The organism is Paraclostridium sp., from assembly GCF_051656405.1.
Lineage (GTDB): Bacteria > Bacillota > Clostridia > Peptostreptococcales > Peptostreptococcaceae > Paraclostridium.
Genome location: NZ_JBOGBV010000056.1, coordinates 64980 through 84519, shown reverse-complemented (window position 1 = coordinate 84519; position 19540 = coordinate 64980). Strand labels below are relative to the sequence as shown.

The 19540-nt window shown below is 25.5% G+C and carries 20 protein-coding genes; 14 read left to right on the top strand and 6 right to left on the bottom strand.

Annotated elements, in window-relative coordinates:
* Positions 1-37 precede the first annotated feature (37 nt).
* Together ACRDDE_RS08185 and murJ are read left to right on the top strand one after the other, a co-directional pair.
* Positions 38-643 carry a recombinase family protein gene (locus ACRDDE_RS08185; protein ID WP_438626788.1) on the top strand — a complete coding sequence of 202 codons (606 nt, stop codon included), beginning with the start codon at positions 38-40 and terminating at the stop codon, positions 641-643.
* Between the two features lie 712 nt (positions 644-1355).
* Positions 1356-2972 (top strand): murein biosynthesis integral membrane protein MurJ, encoded by a 1617-nt coding sequence (gene murJ, locus ACRDDE_RS08180; protein WP_438626787.1) that lies wholly within the window; start codon positions 1356-1358, stop codon positions 2970-2972.
* A gap of 67 nt (positions 2973-3039) precedes the next feature.
* Here the strand turns inward: murJ and ACRDDE_RS08175 are convergent, their stop codons facing one another.
* From ACRDDE_RS08175 to ACRDDE_RS08155, 5 genes are all read right to left on the bottom strand, one after another.
* The gene (locus ACRDDE_RS08175) at positions 3040-3258 is read right to left on the bottom strand and encodes a hypothetical protein (RefSeq protein WP_438626786.1); all 219 of its coding nucleotides are present in this window, start codon (positions 3256-3258) and stop codon (positions 3040-3042) included.
* A 136-nt stretch (positions 3259-3394) separates the two neighbouring features.
* A complete protein-coding gene (locus ACRDDE_RS08170; protein ID WP_438626785.1) occupies positions 3395-4189 on the bottom strand; it encodes a DUF3169 family protein in 795 nt (264 codons plus the stop codon).
* Entirely contained in the window at positions 4182-4397 is a 216-nt protein-coding gene (locus ACRDDE_RS08165) for a helix-turn-helix transcriptional regulator (RefSeq protein ID WP_438626784.1), read from the bottom strand. The genes ACRDDE_RS08170 and ACRDDE_RS08165 overlap by 8 nt, the downstream gene beginning before the upstream one ends.
* A 247-nt stretch (positions 4398-4644) precedes the next feature.
* A complete protein-coding gene (locus ACRDDE_RS08160; RefSeq protein WP_438626783.1) occupies positions 4645-6969 on the bottom strand; it encodes an immunoglobulin-like domain-containing protein in 2325 nt (774 codons plus the stop codon).
* 209 nt (positions 6970-7178) lie between these two features.
* Entirely contained in the window at positions 7179-8495 is a 1317-nt protein-coding gene (locus ACRDDE_RS08155) for an RNA polymerase sigma factor (protein ID WP_438626782.1), read from the bottom strand.
* Between the two features lie 1559 nt (positions 8496-10054).
* Here ACRDDE_RS08155 and ACRDDE_RS08150 point away from each other — a divergent pair.
* The 7 genes from ACRDDE_RS08150 to ACRDDE_RS08120 all read left to right on the top strand — a co-directional run bounded on the left by ACRDDE_RS08150 (position 10055) and on the right by ACRDDE_RS08120 (position 16219).
* Entirely contained in the window at positions 10055-11125 is a 1071-nt protein-coding gene (locus ACRDDE_RS08150) for an amidase domain-containing protein (RefSeq protein WP_438626781.1), read from the top strand.
* A 96-nt stretch (positions 11126-11221) separates the two neighbouring features.
* Positions 11222-11521 carry a hypothetical protein gene (locus ACRDDE_RS08145; RefSeq protein WP_438626780.1) on the top strand — a complete coding sequence of 100 codons (300 nt, stop codon included), beginning with the start codon at positions 11222-11224 and terminating at the stop codon, positions 11519-11521.
* 588 nt (positions 11522-12109) lie between these two features.
* Positions 12110-12487, top strand: coding sequence for a hypothetical protein (locus ACRDDE_RS08140; protein ID WP_438626779.1), 378 nt, complete (start codon positions 12110-12112; stop codon positions 12485-12487).
* A 718-nt stretch (positions 12488-13205) separates the two neighbouring features.
* Complete coding sequence (locus ACRDDE_RS08135) at positions 13206-14318, top strand: hypothetical protein (RefSeq protein ID WP_438626778.1); 1113 nt, start codon at positions 13206-13208, stop codon at positions 14316-14318.
* 15 nt (positions 14319-14333) lie between these two features.
* Positions 14334-14555, top strand: a complete 222-nt coding sequence (locus tag ACRDDE_RS08130) for a hypothetical protein (protein ID WP_438626777.1) — start codon at positions 14334-14336, stop codon at positions 14553-14555.
* A gap of 71 nt (positions 14556-14626) precedes the next feature.
* Complete coding sequence (locus ACRDDE_RS08125) at positions 14627-15622, top strand: CPBP family intramembrane glutamic endopeptidase (RefSeq protein ID WP_438626776.1); 996 nt, start codon at positions 14627-14629, stop codon at positions 15620-15622.
* Positions 15623-16015: 393 nt separating this feature from the next.
* The gene (locus ACRDDE_RS08120) at positions 16016-16219 is read left to right on the top strand and encodes a hypothetical protein (RefSeq protein ID WP_195418825.1); all 204 of its coding nucleotides are present in this window, start codon (positions 16016-16018) and stop codon (positions 16217-16219) included.
* A 314-nt stretch (positions 16220-16533) separates the two neighbouring features.
* Here the strand turns inward: ACRDDE_RS08120 and ACRDDE_RS08115 are convergent, their stop codons facing one another.
* Positions 16534-17124 (bottom strand): hypothetical protein, encoded by a 591-nt coding sequence (locus ACRDDE_RS08115; protein WP_438626775.1) that lies wholly within the window; start codon positions 17122-17124, stop codon positions 16534-16536.
* A 249-nt stretch (positions 17125-17373) separates the two neighbouring features.
* Here ACRDDE_RS08115 and ACRDDE_RS08110 point away from each other — a divergent pair, with 249 nt between their 5' ends.
* The 5 genes from ACRDDE_RS08110 (at position 17374) to ACRDDE_RS08090 (ending at position 19525) form a co-directional block, all read left to right on the top strand.
* Positions 17374-17595, top strand: a complete 222-nt coding sequence (locus ACRDDE_RS08110) for a hypothetical protein (protein ID WP_438626774.1) — start codon at positions 17374-17376, stop codon at positions 17593-17595.
* A gap of 102 nt (positions 17596-17697) precedes the next feature.
* Positions 17698-18096, top strand: coding sequence for a hypothetical protein (locus ACRDDE_RS08105; protein WP_438626773.1), 399 nt, complete (start codon positions 17698-17700; stop codon positions 18094-18096).
* A gap of 158 nt (positions 18097-18254) precedes the next feature.
* Positions 18255-18635, top strand: a complete 381-nt coding sequence (locus ACRDDE_RS08100; protein ID WP_438626772.1) for a hypothetical protein — start codon at positions 18255-18257, stop codon at positions 18633-18635.
* Between the two features lie 109 nt (positions 18636-18744).
* The gene (locus ACRDDE_RS08095) at positions 18745-19059 is read left to right on the top strand and encodes a hypothetical protein (protein WP_438626771.1); all 315 of its coding nucleotides are present in this window, start codon (positions 18745-18747) and stop codon (positions 19057-19059) included.
* A gap of 61 nt (positions 19060-19120) precedes the next feature.
* The gene (locus ACRDDE_RS08090; RefSeq protein ID WP_438626770.1) at positions 19121-19525 is read left to right on the top strand and encodes a hypothetical protein; all 405 of its coding nucleotides are present in this window, start codon (positions 19121-19123) and stop codon (positions 19523-19525) included.
* Positions 19526-19540 lie beyond the last annotated feature (15 nt).

The following is a 19540-nucleotide window of genomic DNA, read 5'->3' as shown; positions in this document are numbered from 1 at the left end:
TTGAAAGAGAAAATGACACTTGAAAGGATAAACCTGTATGAGAAAATTTTTTTATGCAAGGATAAGTACAAAAGACCAAACTTTAGAAAGACAAATTGTAGAAGCAAAAAAATTAGGAATTGATGAAAGTTATATATTTCTTGAAGTTGCGAGTGGAAAAGATTTTAAAAGGCCTGAGTACCAACTTTTAAAAAGGATGCTTAGAGAAGGGGATGTACTATACATAAAATCATTAGATAGACTTGGAAGAAATAAGCAAATGATATTAGATGAATGGAATGAATTAGTAAAAGTTAAAAAAGTAGATATAGTAATTTTAGATATGCCACTTTTAGATACTACTAAATACAAAGATATGAACGGATTAGAAAATTTAATATCAGATATAATTCTTCAACTTTTAAGTTATATGGCTGAGGATGAAAGACTGAGAACAAAAGAAAGACAAAGAGAAGGGATCAAGATAGCAAGAGAAAAAGGTATTAAGTTTGGTAGACGAAAAATAGATCCAGGAGAAAAATTCGAAGAAGTTTATCAAGAATGGAAATCAGGACAGATTACTGCTGTAAAAGCTATGGAAATTCTAGGATTAAAGAGTAATACATTTTATAGAAGAGTTAAGGAATATGAATCGAAAAAATAAAAAACCGGATAGATCTATCCGGTTTTTTATTTTTTTATATTAACTATGTGTAGGGTAGTCAAAGTATTAAAATATATGTGAATATAACTACTAAAATCATAATTAAATGAATTAATAACATTTTTGCTTTAGAAAGCTTATTGTTTCTATAACTTAAGAAAACTCCTTTTGATATAGCTAATGAGGTTAGTATTTCTATAAAAATAACAAAAATTAAATAAAAACTCAAGTTTAAATTCCTCCTGATAATTAATTTAATAGCGGTATATAGATAATTCTACTTTCAACGGACGTATGGGATAAAGTGAAGTGAATTTTTTATATTGAAAAATTAGCATTGTATTTATAGTATATAAGTTTTTATTAATTTAGAAAATAAAAAATAAAGATATAAAGTAGTATGATTTTACATATTCCTATGGCTCATATTGAATTGATTAAAGCCTTATAAAAGGAATTAAGAAATCAAATGATGTAGTAATTGCAAGCGTAGAGAATATTTTATTATTTAGTCAAATGGTAAAAAATGTAAAAGTTGTAACTTGAAATGATATAAAAAGATGTATAATATAATTCTATTAAATTATATAGTTATAAATTTAACTTTTTTTAAGTGAAACTATATAATTAAAAAGCTTATATAAGTTAAAAAAACAGAGTTACTTAATGTTGGAATTTAAATTTATATAAGTTTAAAAAAGGAGAAATATTTATGTCAAAGGTAGCAAAAACAACGATAGGATTGATGATAGCTACATTAATAGCAAAAGTATTGGGATTTGGAAGAGAATTAACTTTAGCTGGAGTATACGGAACACAGGGGATAAGCGATGTGTTCAAAATATCTATGACTATACCAATAGTTATATTCGCAGCAGTAGGAACATCTTTAGATACAGCTTTTATTCCTTTATATCAAGAAGTACTTAAGAATAATGGAGAAAAGGAAGCAAATAAATTTACAAATAACGTATTAAATACAGTTATTTTAATTTGTATGGCATTTTCTATATTAGGATTGATATTTACACCTCAAATTGTAAAGGTATTTGCATTTGGATTTAAAGGCGAGATATTTGCTCAAACAGTATACTTTACTAGAATTATGATAATAGGATTAGCATTTTTAGGAATGAGTTATATTATGACAGCTTATCTTCAGGTAAAAGGAAACTTTGTAATACCTGGGCTTATGAGTGTGCCAAATAATATTATAGTTATAACATCTATAGTTTTAAGTTCAATAATAAATATACATTTACTTCCGTGGGGGGCTTTAATAGGATTATTATTACAATTCTTATTCCAACTACCATTTGCTAAAAAAAGTGGATTTAAATACAATCTATTTGTTGATTTTAATGATAAATATTTAAGGAAAATGCTGTGGCTTGTAATACCTGTTTTAATAGGGGTTGCAGTCAACCAAGTTAGTATTGTTGTAGATAAATCAATAGCATCTAAACTTGCTGAAGGGAGTATATCAGCACTAGATTATGCGGCTAAATTAAATCAATTTGTAATGGGGATGTTTATAGTATCAATTTCTTCTGTTGTTTATCCACTATTAGCTAATTTAACAACACAAAACAATAAAGAGGAATTTTATAAAGCTATAAAAACATCAGTAAACACAGTTACACTTTTACTTATACCTATATCATTAGGTGCGATGATACTTGCAACTCCAATAGTTAAAGTACTTTTCCAAAGAGGAGCATTTGATGCAAAATCTACACAAATGACAGCAATAGCAGTAGTATTTTATTCAATAGGTACAATAGGCTTTGGACTTAGAGATATAATTGGAAAGGTATTTTACTCATTACAAGATACAAAGACACCTATGGTAAATGGAATAATTGCTATTGTATTAAATATAGTATTAAACTTATTCTTTGTAATATTTACAGATATGGAGCATGCAGGGTTAGCTTTTGCAACTAGTATTTCTGCAATAGTTACCGTAATATTATTATTTATAAGTTTAAGGAAAAAAATTGGACCATTTGGCGGTAAATCAATTATAATCGTTTTAATAAAATCAATTGTATCAGCATTATTGATGGCTGTTGTAACACTATTTGTATATAATTCCTTAAATGAAGCGGTACCTACTTTATTAGATGGAGTATTGCCAGATTTATTACATAAAATATTACCTGCTTTCTTAGAGAAAAAAATAACTGCTGAAAAGATATATGATATTATTTCATTAGGTGGATCAGTAGGATTTGGGGCATTAACTTATGGTATATGCATAATTCTTTTAAAAGTAGATGAAGTGAATTTAATTTTAGATAGTATAAAAAATAAAATAAAGAAATAGCAAAAAACTGTCTTAAAATAAGTTAATATTTTAAGACAGTTTTTTATTTAGAAACTATTTTTATCATTTATTTATGAGAAATAGCTTTTTTGCAATAGACAATATATAAAGATTGAATGACTAGTAAAAGTATTACAATTCCTAAAGATATTAATAACCACTCAGGAAATTTTTGACCTATAGACATATACAATGTCATTGATGCTGCTCCGAAAAGCCATCCAAATAAATTAAAAGTTTTCCATCTTACTTTAGTAAGTTTTTCTATCTTATTTTTATCTTCCATGCCCATTACCCCTTTAGTAAAAACTTGTTTTACCAAATTCTAACACGAAAAGTATTTTCTTTCGATACTTTTTAATTTGTGTAACCATACTGTAATAAATTGGAATTAAAATTTTTATATTATAATATACGAATCCTTATTTTGCCTTTGAGTATTTAATTGATTCTAAACAATAAGAAATTGTTTGAACTAACCATATAATAGTTACTATTACTATAGGCATGATACCAAAGTTCCATAAATCATAACCTACTATGCAAAATAGCCAAAGTATAATACATGTTATATATACAGATTTAAATGCTTTATAAGCACTTTTGTATATACCTAACTTTATAGATTCGTCACAACTATCTACCCATTTTTTAGCAAGTTTTATATCATATACACTTCCTTTTAATAGCGGGTTAATTTCTTTTCGTAAATTTATTATTTTCTTTTGAATTAATATATTAGATGTAATACACAATATCAATCCTATAAAAAAGCAAATAAATTTTATGACACTAAAATTACCATTTATATCATCAAAAGGTAGTAACATGCATCCTATTCCAATAAAGAACATACCAATAATATTAATTACAGACGAAAATAGACATAAATAAGATAAATTTTCTTCAATTTTGTCTATACGGTTGTCATCTTCATTTGATTTTTTCCATAACTCATAACTTTTTCTTGAATCAGTGCATATTATTTTGCCTACTAATATCAACAATATAGAAAGAATAATGTTTGCAAATGGTGTAATATATTTAAGCATAGTTATTAATGAACTAGATAGATTCTTACCCATAATTTGTTTTAAATTTTCAGACATTCCCCCTAAGAAGCCTCCAGCAATAGTAGCTATTACTAGTATAACTATAAAATTTTTAAAAGCTTTCTTATCTTCTTTTTTAATTGCATCAATACATTTATTACTCATTAACCCCATCCTCCTCATAACTAAAAATATCCTCTACACTTACATTAAAAATCTTTGCTATTTTTAATGCTAAAGTAACCGAAGGAGAGTAATCCCCTCTCTCAATTTGGCTTATTGTCTGTCTAGATACGCCAACTAATACTCCCATTTCAGTCTGATTCACATTAATTTTAGCTCGATATTCTTTCAAGTGATTATTTAATGGCATATGATTCCTCCTGACTATTTTTATTGTCACTATGACAACTATATTTGTCAATATTAACTATAGCTTATGACAACTATATTTGTCAAGCTCATAAATCTTAAAAAAAGCTGTCTTAAAATAAGTTAATATTTTAAGACAGCTTTTTGGTAAATCAAAGTACTTTTAATTAGAAGTCTTTATCTTTGTTCAATTCTTTAATAATCTTGATAAGTAGTTCAACATACATGTATTTTATACTCCTTCAATATTATTTTCTATATTTATTTCTTCTATTTAAAAACAATCCTAATGCAGATACTACACCTACAAATAAGAATGTTTTTATACCTATATCTATTGTTTTAGGATTTAAACTAAGCACCTCTTTATTATCATCTAAACTAGAAATAGTTACTTCTAATGTCTTTTTATGTTCTTGAGGTGAATTAGGTTTATTTATAGCGGGTTTTGTATCAGTAGCACTAGGTCTATCTGTTGAATTAACATTATCTCCAACATTTGGAGTTTTATTATCTTCTTTTATTTCAGGTAAATTACCCATATCTGGATCTTTAGGAGTTACAGTTATAGTTCTTTTAGTAGTAGTAGAATTTCCATTTTTATCAGTTACAGTATATGTTAGTTGATATGTTCCAGGTTTATTAGTATCTACACTTCCAGTAACTTTCATATGCTTTGTTATATTGCCATCTTCTTTGTCAGTAGCAGTAACTCCTTTCATTGAATCAAATGGAGTTCCTTCCTTTAAACTAGTACTATCAGCCCCACTTATTACTGGTTTATCATCGCTTTTTACAATTACAGCTATAGATTTAGTTGTTGTAGCTCCATTACTATCAGTTACTTTATATACAACTTTGTATGCACCTGCTTTATTTGTATTTACTGTGTTTTCTATAACTTTAATATGTTTTGTTATATTACCATCTTCTTCATCAGTGGCAGTAACCCCTGTCATTGGATTAAACTTGTCTCCAACTTTGATAGTTTTATTCTTTGCATTTATCACAGGTAAATTATTTATATGTAATTCTTTAGGAGTTACAATTATAGTTCTTTTAACAGTATAAGTGTTTCCGTCTTTATCAGTTACTTTATATGTTAGTTCGTATTTTCCAGGTTTATTAGTATTCACATTTCCAATAACTTTGATATGCTTTGTTATATTACCGTCTTCAGTGTCAATGGCAGTAACTCCATCCATTGGATCAAATGAAGTTCCTTCTTTTATACTATTATCATCAGCACCGCTTATTATTGGTTTGTCATTACTCCTTACTGTTACTAATATAGACTTAGTAGTTGAAGCCCCTTTACTATCAGTTACTTTATATTTAACTTTATATATACCAACTTCACTTGTATCCACTGTATTTTTTATAACTTTAATATCCTTAGTGATATTGCCATCTTCTTTATCAATAGCAGTAACTCCATCCATTGGATTAAATTTATCTCCAACTTTAATAGTTTTGTTTTCTGCGTGTATCTCAGGTATCTTATTTAAAGTTAAGTCTTTAAGCTTTACAGTTACAGTTATGTGTTTAGTAGTTGTAGCCCCATTGCTGTCAGTTACTGCATATACAACTTTATATGTACCAGCTTTGCTTGTATCTACTGTGTTTTCTATAACTTTTATATCTTTAGTAATATTACCATCTTCTTTATCAATAGCAGTAACTCCAGTCATTGGGTTGAATTTATCTCCAACTTCTATAGTTTTGTCTTCTGCATGTATCACAGGAGCATGGTTTGGTGTTCTTTCATAAAAATGAATCATATTTGAATTTATATCAGAAACCCAAGTATCTCCGTATTTAGTTGTTTGATATCCTCCTATAATAAGATGTTCAGAATTTACAAAGTCTTTAGGAATATTAATTGGTTTAAAAGCATATTCAACATTTAATTTAGGATCTTCATGTCCTGAAATAGTAGATTTTAAAGTTACTCTAAAAGCTACAAGATTCTTTAATTCTGGAACATCGGTAGAGAAAGAACTTCCATCAGTTGAATATTCAAGAGTGAAAGCACCTTGTGAATCTTCTTTTATTACTGGTAGCTTAGTAAATTCTACATACTTTTTACCTTCTTGAGTATGGTTTGTAAATGTATAAGAGTATTCACTAAGCATCCCATTAGTTAAAGTGAAGTGCCAATTTGTATGGATATCTTCTCCTGTAGATAAATTATAGTGTAAATGTCCATGTTTATTATCAGAGTAACTAGTTTCAAACCTATATCCATTTCCATATGCAGTTTTTTCATTTTTATTTAATTCTTTATTATTTTCCGATGCAACTTCTGGTTTTTCCAGGGGTTCTGTTGTTATTGGGAGTTTATCTTTTTCCTCAACATTATTAACTTCGATATCTGTATTCTCTTTTTCAGTTGGATTATTTGTGATTTCATTTGTATCGTTTGTTACTGGATTAGTTTCTACGTTGTTAGTATCTTCCGTTGATACATCTGGTTTAATTTCATTTGCATAAATACTTAGAGGCATTGGGTTCATTAATATTGTGGTAGCCATTGCACCTGCTACTGCTTTTTTAATTTGCTTGTTTTTCATTTAAGATGTCTCCTTATTACAATGTTATATTTATATACCCTTACTTTTGTGTCTTCAACTTAAAAAAATTTATATACTAATTAATAAGGTAGAGTTTTGTTAAAAAGGTTCAAATTCTCTAAAAAAAAATACTATTTTAAATAGTATTTTTCTATAAATATAATAATTATTTTACATTAAAGTCAATTTACATCATATTAAATATATTATTATTTAAACTTTATATTAATCAAGTATTTAGATAAATTTCCAGCCTTATCATACAAGTACAATGTAAAGTTAGTGTTATATTTACTTGTTTTTAACTTAATTTCATTTTTATTTTCATTTGAAAATATTTCAACTTTATTTCCATTTCCATCAGTTATATATGTTTTCTCATAATCTATATTTGATAAATTATCAGTTACGTTTATAGCTATTTCCTCTTCATTATATTTATAATCTATAATTTGAGGCTTTGTTTTGTCAATACAATTAACATTTATATCTTTTTTATTTGTTTTATTAAAAATAGATTTAGTATATATTTCATAAGATCCATTTTCTGTTATAACCGCTGAAACTTTATTATGTTTTGATTTACTGCTATAAATTTTATTTCCATTGCTATCTAATATGTATATTTCATTTAAAAATGCAGAGTTGTTCAATGTAATTTCCAGTTCTAAATCTTTATTTATATATTTACTATCATTATAAGATATAGATTTTATGTTTGGAGCTATTCCTATAGTAGTTAATAAAATACCAGAAGTTACAATTGTTGAGGATACGGCTATAAATTTGAATTTATTGCCTATATTTATATTACTTGAGCCTCCTAAATAGTTTGTGCTTACAGTTGCATTTTTGGATAAATATATGTTTTTAGTTAGAGCAGGAATTGTAATGTTCTTTGTAGTATTATAATAATGGATATTTAATGACTTTGATATACTTGGAATAAAAATCATTCCATAGAAATTATCACTTAAATACATAGATTTTAGTTTTTTCTTTGCATAATGCAGTCCGCTTTTTACCGTTCCTAGAGGCATATCCATTATAAATGCTATTTCCTCACTTTTTAAGCCTTCATAATATTTAAATAGTATTAAATTCTTATGCTGCAATGATAATTTATCTATTAATGATACAAGATATGTGTGTTTTTCTTTCTTTTCATATGTATGTTCTATCACATTATCAACTTCAGAGAAATTATCATTTTTCAAGGTATCTTCATAATTGCAGTATGCAAGCTTTTTAGAAGAATTGATTTCTTGAAGACATCTATTATATGCAATTTTTTTCACCCAAGCTATAAACAATTTTGGATTTTTAAGATCATTTATAGACTTCATTACAATTAAAAATACATCTTGAGATATATCTTCTGCTAAGGTGTCATTTTTTAAAATAGATAATACATAAAAATATACATTTTTATATGTTGTACTATATAATTCTTCGAAGGCTTCATTATCCCCGCTCTTTGCTTTAATAACTAATTTTTCTATTTGCTTGTAATCATATTTTTTCATAAACCATCCTTTTCTAAAATAGTAGTTATTTTTTCTGTATTTGTCTAAAGCATTATATAATTAATTTTTGTAGTTTTTTTCTTTGATTGTATATAATATTATACCTTTAATAAGATCTGTTTTTATATAAAATAGTTCGAATTTCTAACATATTATTTCGATATCATTATTTATACTCTTTCTAAATTGATTTAAATCAGTTTTATATCAATTTTTAACATATATTTTCAACATATTTATAAAATAATATATGATGTAACTTTAAGTATATAGGCATAAATTATTGAACTATTTATAAGCTAAATATATTGGAATAACTATAAGTATAATATGAATGACTAAAAATTCCAATTATATATAGATAATAATTAGTTATATACATTAGGGATAAATTACTGTTTGATCATTTTTAGGATATTAAACTCTATAGATTTTGCATATTAAAAATTTAAATAAATACTATTATATATTTGAATTTTTATATATGCAAAGGTAGATGATATAATGATTACAGAGCAAATAGATACACTTATATACATTGTTTACAACTTATTTATCAAAGAAGTGCATGTTATTAAATTCCTTATGATTTTTTTATTTAACCAATAAAAAAATATTTGTTCATTTGTATAGTAAAAATTAATGAACAATAAACATTTTATATGTGTTGTTAATAAAAAGAGAGAGTACATAAATTAGAACGACATTTGCTCTATGTGCTCTTTTTTTTTACAAAAAATTAATAAATTTCTGAAAAATTTAAACTATATTTATGCGCGTTTAGATAAATATAACTAAGGTTATACTTGAAGAATTTGGAGGGATATATGTTTACTTTCCTACTGAAAATATTATATATAAATAATCTCGTGATAGAAAGATTATAGAAAAGTTTAATGTAAATGAATTAGTTATCAAGTATAGTATGTATGAAAGTTATATTAGATATATTATTCGCAAAAACAAGTAATCAAGTTGATTTTATAGTAATAGAAAAGGCGTTGACGACATGAAAGTATTGAGATTTAATTATATTATCAAAGACTAGATAAAGTTTCAGATTTATAACAAAATACAATAAAAAAGAAGAGTTTAATATAAAAGATTTAGGCATTTCTTTTTTATGTAAACCAAGTTAATTATCTACCTGACAATGTGACTTAGATGAAAGGACTGTTTTAAAAATATAAAACTTTTCACATAAATCGCATAGTTTTTTTACATGTAAAACTGTATAGCTAAAAGGTTTATACTGAAATATCAACTAGATTTTTTAAATACAAAAATGCATTTCTACTATTATAAATTCTTATTAATTACAAATAAATTTAAATGAATTTTATAATTAAATATGATATTTATACATTTCACTCCATTATATTACCATTTTATTCCATTTATATTGCTAAAAAAGAAAAATTTTGTATAATTATGATTAATCTAAAATGTGTTGATATTAAGAAAATTTTCATTTTAAAATAATTAAAGTATTTTATATGTATTTTTTAAGATTAGGACATATTGGTTTAATAAAAATTCGTATTAAATGGAGGAATAAAATGAAAAAAAAGTTTTTAAAAAGTACAGTTATTGTACTAACTATGTTTTTTCTTACACTAACGAGTGTAAATGCTCAACCACCGGAAAGTAATGATTTGAAAGATATTCTGATAAAATATTTTTCTCATACATTTGAAGTTAAAAAAAATTTAGAAAATGTAGACAATCAATATATAGTACCTGATAGTTTATTGAAAAAAGAAGATAATCTGAATTCAAAGTTCTTAGCTGATTATGCCAATCAAATAGGTGAGAAAATTATTAATTATAATTTAGATTTAGACATGAATGTTATTTCACAAGATAATGAATCTATAAAGGTAGATGTTGTTACCAAAACAAATTTTAATTATTTAGATTGTGAAGATGAAAGTTATTCCGAAGAGCATCATATAGTATACCTTAAAAATTATAATGGTAGGATGCTTGTTGAAAAAGATGTTTTTGATTCAGACAGAGACTTAAATAGTTTAGACACAGCTATTAGCTCAGATGATGCTTATACAAATTATATGAATGAAAAAATTAATAACTTAGAGAAAAAGATCAATGGAATGGACAGTATTTTAGAATCTGAAAAAAATGTTACTCCAGAACAACCTTCTAGATCTAAGAGAAGCGTTAGAAGTTCTTCTGGATACAATGGAAGTAAAGGTGCTCAATGGGCTAAAACTTATGCACATCCAGGTAGAGACAAAGAAAATAAATATAGTGCTGACTGTACAAATTTCGCATCGTGGACATTGTTTAGAGGTGGAATGAAGACTGATAAAGTATGGTATCATTATTCTAATGCATGGATACGTGTTATAGAACTAAGAAATTGGCTAGTAAATAAGGGGTACGCTACAGAAAGAGATAGTTACAAATATGCAAGACTTGGAGATATAATTCAATATAAAAGTAAAGCTGGTGTATGGAGACACTCTGTGGTTGTTACAAGTAAAACATCTAGCTACCCGTATGTTAGAGTAAGTGCGCATTCAAAGAATAGAAGTGATGTAAATGTTAGTGGATTATATTATCCAAATGGAGAATTTGTAGGATACAGAGTTTTATGTATTAGATAACATAGCTGCCACAATTTCTTTTGAACCAATATGGTAGCTATGTTACAAAGGGAACAAAAAAAGGATTTAAATCACATTAGGAAAGGAGGAATACTTTTGAATAATAAGGTTAAGTATATTACAGTTATATTTATAATTTTAGGACTACTTTTATATTTATTGGGGACACCAAAAGGAGCTTTAAGGCTAGCTCTTTTAAGATATGGGTATCCCCAAAATGCTTTACATCTTTCAATGACAACTGATTCATATAAAACCCCTGCTGATATTGGGAAAAATCAAACTATATATACTATAATTAATCCTCCAGTCGAAAAAGATACTCAATCACCTTTAGAAAATTGGATTATATCAAAATATGGACCTTTTTACTGGGGAGAATATTACGGATGGTAATTAACTTATATTGAAAAAAACATTTAAAGATATCTAGCAAAAAGGTGTATCAATTGAATTTAATTGATACACTTTTTATTTCTTATTATTTAATATATATACTGGAACTCAGTGAATTTATGATAGCACTTAAATTTTCAAGTGTATCTTTTATTATATTTAACAGGTACGTTGTAACTATAGTATAAAAACATAAATTTGACACTAGAGCATATTTACCCAAATAATTTTTAAAATTAGTTAGAAAACTTTATATTTATTACTATATAACTGAGTCATATACAGTAGTTGCAGTTTAAACTACTTTTACGTCTATATCTGGCTCAAGCTCTTATTCGAATAGCAAAATTTAGAGAAAGTATTAAACTGGACATTTTTAAATTTATAGTATTATGTAGCCAAAATGAGAACATGAAAGATTTTAACCCTAAAAAGTATGAAAATTTATTTGATAATGAAGACTTTAAATTTAAAGTCTTAGTTAGAGAAAATGGGTTATTTGATGTGAAATTAATTTCATTTTAAAAAATAATTGGCGAGTATCCTAATTTAACATATATGAATGTATATAGCTTTATAGAAAATATTATGGGTAGAGAAGTGGGCGATTATGAATTAATAAAAAAGTTATTTAATGAAAATAAAGAATGTATAGAAGATGATTTTATTATAATAGACAACTACTTAGTGGATGCTCTAAGTAAATTTTTTATAGAAAAAATACAGTATATAAATGCAGAAAAAGAAATATTTATATACACAATAAATATAAATAATAATGATAGTAAAAAAGTAGAAACTGATTATAAAACAAGAAAATATATTATTAAACAACTAGCTATAAACAATAATAACAATAAAGAATATATGAAATATGGACAAAATAAAGTTAGATGTTCAATTCCAGTTATAGAAGGATATGAAAAATTAGCTTTAGATAGAAATTTTTATAAAACATATTATTGAAAGACAAGACTATAAAAATTTAGTTGATATTGCATTCAATAATCAAATTTCTGATGAGAAGATTAATAAAGATGAAATTTCAACACTTTACCAGAAGTTAATTGGTGAGTTTTTTGAAACTATAAAATGTTAACAGTAAAATAATCTATTTTTAAGCACTTAGTAAAACTAAGTGCTTTTTATTGTATATTAAAAAAATTAATTAACCCTTTAATCATCAACATGTTCTAAAAATTTAAAAATAATTTAAAATTTTGGACGAGTAATTTGTATTAGAAAATATAATAAGCTCCTATTTTATATACGAAAATATCGATTTATGTTAAAATTTAATTAAAGAAATCGATATTTAAATGAGAAAAAGCCAGGACACACTAGTTTTTAGGCTTACTCCTGACTAAAAAAACACTCTAGATAAGAGAGAACTCTCATCAGAGACTTTTTAATTATTAATAATAGAATATTAACACAAAACGTTGCGAGACGACGAGCTCTCCTTATCCTTAGTATTGATTAAATCTTTAAGATGTTATTCGATTTACTAAAAATATAGGAGCTTTTTTACGTTCAAGGAAATTGTAATTACTAAAGTTTGTGTATTACATATGAAATTTAGTTTTATCAATATTGGATGTTTTTAACGTAAAAAAGCTTTTTGAGCAACGGACGAAGTCATTTGAGTAACGGGACACGAACTTGCTGAGTGCGCGTTGACGACATGGAATTTGAGCGACAGGAGCGAAGTGAGTTTTTTATGGGGATGAAAGAGTTTTGTGATCATTTATACGATGATAGCACAGATGGGTATATACAGATTTTAAAGTTAAACAATGAGGAAAATAAAGAAAGTTCTAACACAAATTCAACTAAAAGAACTATTGAAATATATAATACTAGGAATGAGGAGTTAAGAGACATTGTAGAAGTGCTTCATGAAGAAAATGATGTATTTGTAGCGCCAAACACAATGTACATTCCAAGGAGAAGGGTAAAAAACATAAGACAGTTTAGATCTTTGTTTCAAGATATAGATTGCCAAAACGTAGGTTTAGAAAAAGCTGAAACTGTGTATTTGGTTTGGGAATTATACTATGAAGGTAAAATTCCCAAACCAACTATGGTAACAGATAGCGGAAGAGGTATTCATTTATACTGGAGAATAAAAAATGCTCCATATGGAGCTTTAAATACATGGCAAGAACTAGAAGATTACATATATTACAACCTGAAACATTTAGGAGCAGATAAAAAAGCTACAGATAGTGCTAGGGTCCTTAGATTACCAGGAACTATAAATTCTAAGAACCAATTAAACTGCGAAGTTTTATATATAGATGATGAACTCGAATATACTATGTATGAATTAAGAGATAAGTATTTAAATTATAATCCTAAATCATATCAACTACAGATTCAAGACGCTAAAGGACAAGGTAACAAAGTCATTTCAAATAGATTCTTTAATTCATATAGCTTGCATATGCAAAGAGCCTGTGATTTACAAACCTTATGTAAACTCAGAAACTTTGATATGAAAGGTTATAGAAATATGATTATTCATTGTTATTCATATTGGAAAGGAATATATACTAGAAATCTAGATGAACTTAAAAATGAAGTTATTAAGTTAAATAATTCTTTTAAAGAACCTCTTAAACATACCGAAGTACAAGCTATTCTAAGGTGTATTTCAAAAGCTATTGAAAAGTTTATAGAGTATGAGCAAGGTTTAAGAAATGGAGAGATTAAAAAAGTATCTAAAAGAATGATGGATAAGGAAGGATATTGGTATAAAAATACTGCTTTAATTGAACTATTAGGAATTACGTGAAGAGAGCAAAAGCATATGATAACTATAATTAACAAGGAGGAAAAGTACTACAGAAATAATAAAAGAAGAAGGTTAGAGAGAAGAAATGAAGAAGGGTTAACTAAAAGGGAACAAGAAAAAGTTGATAATATAAATAAGATTAAAGAGTTTGTAGAACTAGGATTTAAAAATAAAGATATAGCTGAAAACCTAGGGTTATCAGTGCGGCAAGTTCAACGTTTGAAAAAGGACCCCTAGGGGTGACATGAAATGGCTCTTTATAAATATGTGGGGGTTTATTTTTAATATAATTAATTGGGGGATTCTATATGGATACAGATATTAAAACTATAAAACAGGAGATCAAATATTTCTTGTTAATAAATTTTGGACTTATTGCTTTTATATCTATTTTTCTATTTATATCAGCATCAAAGCCAGATAGTAGTAAGTGTATACATAACTTCACTGCAATGTTTATGTATATTCCGGCATTTTCGGGGATTGTTGTTTTAAAGAAAATCTCTAAATGTGAGTTTAATTCAAATGTAGAACAGTTTTTAAGGGTTTTTACCATATTTACATTAGTAAGAATAATTACATCAATAATAGATACATTTGTGTTTAAAAGTATATTTATATCATCATTGATAGATACATTTATATCTTTATATCTCGTAATGCTTGTTCTATTTAAAGGCTCTGACTTTGAAATACTTAATTTAACTTTAACTAAAAATCTTAAAAAAATTATATTCGTAGTATTACTATTTTTATTATTAACGATTGGGAGAATTTACGTTGGATCTATATTAGATGGGTCAAGCACTGTAGATATGAAAGCTAATTTTTTAGCAATGATATGTAGTTTTCTTCTGAATTTTTGCTTTGGATTTAATTTGTTTTTTGGAGAAGAATTCGGATGGAGATATTTCCTTCAGCCAAGGCTTCAAAAGATTTATGGAAAAAGATTTGGAGTACTAATCTTGGGGTTTATATGGGGGATTTGGCATTTACCACTTTGTTTTACTTTGTACAGTCCTAAAACCCCTGTTTATGGCGTAATTAACCAAGTAGCATTTTGTATATTATTTGGTGTGTTTTTTGGATATGCTTATATGCACACTAAAAATCTTTGGGCTCCAATATTAATACACTTAGTAAACAATGGGGTTATAATGCTGGGTGAAAGTTATGAGTCTGTAATTACAATAGATTCAATTTTAATATGTATTGTAGTTAATTCTATATTCTTTTTACCATTCTTATTTACAAAAGAATATAAATCTAACATTATTGAGGAAAGCTCAACAATGGATTTATAGCCTATTTATACTAAATTTAAGAAGTTAATTGAAATGGTGCAACAAATTATAAAACAAATTTATTGTATATTTGTTTTATAATTTGTTGCACCATTTGTTATTCAAGTTCTTGGAAACAGAGTTCAATACTAGTAATTTCAAGTATCTTTTATTTTAAGTTGATTAATTTTAAATATCCTAATATTAAAATTTCACATTAGAGATTTTCAAAACTAAATACACATTTATAAGTAATTTATAATCCAAATTAATATAGGAAATTTTTATGAAATATTTTTGGACAACCTTTTATATAAAATTATATATCATAATTTTTTCTAGTTAGCATATATATAATTTGTTGGCGAAAAAGCTAAAATTTATATGTGCAGAATGTATGGGGGAGTGATGTAAATGAACAATTTAAATTTAGATGAGTATGTAACTACAAGTCAGTTTAATAATATGTGTTTAAAGGAAAGGGTAGATGTAGTAAATGAGATGTTAGAGTATTATGATGTAAAAACTATAAGTAACTGTTTAGGGATAGATGTAGGCTTCTTATTTTGGCTATTTAATTATAGATTAGAAGGTAATAAGTTTGTAGAAAAGAGGTAAAGGGTTAGAAATGTAATGAATGATTATACAATTGATTTAGTACTTAAATACATTAAAAATTTAAATAAATACTATAAGATATTTGAATTTTTAATAACATAAAGATAGATGATATAATAAAAACATAGCATATATATATTTTTACAACTTATTATCAAAAGAGTGCATGTTATATTAAATTCCTTATTAGTTTTTTATGTGGTTTATAAAAAACATTTATTCAATTGTATCAACGAACGCGAAAAGTTAATATGTGTTGTTTACTAGTAAAAGTAGTGCATAAAGTAGATTTATATTTACTTTATGTACTATTTTTAGTTATAACCATTTAATTTGTGAGCATAAGCTTTGTCATATATTCCCTGCAACATTTTCATATCTTTATCATTGAACTTTCCTTTTAAATAAATATAAAGAGGTTTATTTTTAGATGATTTATAAATCTTTTGATAAAATACTCCATCATCATAAATATAACCTTCAAACAACTGATAGTTTGAATATAATGAATCACTGTCAACTGAAAAAACTACTTTATATTTAATTTTTGAGTAAATATCTTTATTTTTTGTAAAAAATGGCGCTCTAAATTCAGCTTTAGATGTTACACTTAACTTAGAATTTAAATACAACTTTTTCAACTTCTCATTATTGTTTTCATCTAAAATTTGAGCTTGAAATTTATTAAGCTCTTCTACATTTGCTTGCAAAGGATTTTTATTAGTACCCATTTTTTTTGCATCTAATAAAACCCCTACTCCGTTATCTCCAATCTCTTCTGTGAATTCTATTGGTTTAACGTTCCTTATAGATTCTTTATTTTCATTTTTAGATTTAGAAAATAGATGGTTTATACCTATAAATAAGATAATTAGAATTATCAAAAACATGCTTTTTCTTCTCATTAAATTCCCCCTCAAGCTTTTTATAAGCGTATATACCTACATTATTCGCTGTGATATATTACCATTTATTTACATTTAAATCTATGAATAATCTAATATACATAATTTTGAAAAAACTTAGTTAATGTATTTAGGGCTTATATTTTAGTAATCAGTACTAAAGTACACCTATTTGCTCAAGGTTTAGTATATAATATATATTACTGAATTAACGTAGCTTAGGATATAAATTAAAAGGAGATAAACACAATGAATAATGGTCAAGAGAGATTCTTTAATTTTATAATGGAAAGAGTATCTTTAGAAAATCAAGAAAAAGCAAAAGAATTACTAAATGAAAGTTTTAAAAAGCAAGATGAAGGAACTTTTAACAAAGATTATATGATGAGTTTTATCCCAAGAATGTTGGAGTTAATAAAACCTGAGTGTATAGAAGAAGTTAAAAATATAATGGCTAATCATAAGGCTTAATAAAACTAGGTATAATCTTATACCTAGTTTTTATAATTTATAGCATATATTTATTGAAACTTATTGATTTTCATATATAATCTATTTTACGGAGGATTATATATGGAAATTATTAACAAAATTCTAAAAACTTTAGTTTATTTAAGTAATACATATTGTATAATTGGGTATGCATTTATGTCTATTTATTTAGGATCTATAAGTGATTTCGATTTATATCTATTTATTGTATTAGGAGAAATTATAGTGGCTTTAGGCTACATTTATTTAACTTGTCTTTTTTATAAAAATATAAAATTAAATAAGAAAAATGATTTTAAGATAATTGTAATATCAATTATAACTACTATCATTGAAACTAGTATTTTGATTTTTTCATACAGGAATTATATAAATGTTATATCTTTAGTAATATATTTTTTATGGTATTGTTTACCAAAGGCATTAATGTTAATATCTGTAAAATTTAATGAATTATATATGAATAAGTTAAAAAGTTAGAAAAAATCTTATAAAAAATAGCCTTTTTCAAATGGAAATAATGATAAATCCATTAAAAGAAGGTTATTTTTATTTAGGCAAACCTATATTTTATAAAAATATTTACATATTGAAACTTATTAATTTTTATATATAATCTATTTTATGGAGGATTATATATGAAAATAATTAATAACATTTTAAAAACTTTAGTTTATTTAAGTAACACATTTTTTATAATTTCTTATATATTTTTATTTATTTGTTCAAGAGCTTTGAGTAATTTTGACTCATATCTATTTATTGCATTAGGAGAAATTATAGTAGTTTTAGGCTATATTTATTTGACCTATCTTTTTTATAAAAATATACATTTAAATAAGAAAAATGATCTTAAGATAATTATAATATCAATTATAACTACTATCATTGAAACTAGTATTTTGATTTATCCATACATGTGTGCATCTGGTATATTCCCAGAAATAAATTTCTTGTGGTATTGTTTACCAAAGGCATTAATGTTAATATCTATAAAATTTAATGAAACGTCCTCTTAGTATTGGGGGACTTTAGTCCTGTACCGCCTTTAGTTTCTACATAATATGAAATATACTATAATATAAGTAACTATATAGAATTTTATTTTACATAAAGGGGTGTGAATTATTGAAAAACATTACAAAAATCACTTTAGCTATAGTTTTATTATTTATACTTACGCTAGGGTATAAAGTATCTAAATTTAACTTTAGCTCCTTAGAGGATCAAGAGCCTCCTATCATAGAAGAAAGTGACAGTTTTAGTAATGCTCAGAAAATATTAGAGGACTATGGGTATAATTTAAAAGATGTTCAAGATAATGAAAAAATTCAAGATAATATGCCTGATTTAAAAACATACAGATATGAAAGAAAGAATGGAATTATATCTATATTAGCAAACGGAGATTATATTTACATGGTAAACTATTATGAAGAATAACTCTTAATTTATCACTTTCATTGCTTAACAATTAATCCATATAGATTTAGAGGGGAATAATATGAGTAAAAATAAAAAATCAAATAAATACATAAAGCTATTAATTGTATTACTCTTAATTAGTCTTACAATAGCAATTATAGGAAGCCTAATTAAACAAAATTTAGGATATGAATATGTATTTCATTCCTGGTTGAGTGCAGTTCATATGCTTTCATGGATTTTAGTATTTGGATTAATAATCCTAATACCTTTAACTTATATCAATAGTTATTTTGGTATTATAATTATTCCAATTATTTTATTTATAATGTTTACTGCATTTGGATTTACTTACACAAAAGAGGTTAAATCTGATCAATATATAGTAGTAGAAGTTCAGGGTCTAGGAGAAAAATTAGTTTTTTATTATACTGATATTAATAAATTTATAATGAAAAGGTCTCATGAAGAAATTCTAAGGTGATATGCCAATGCTCCG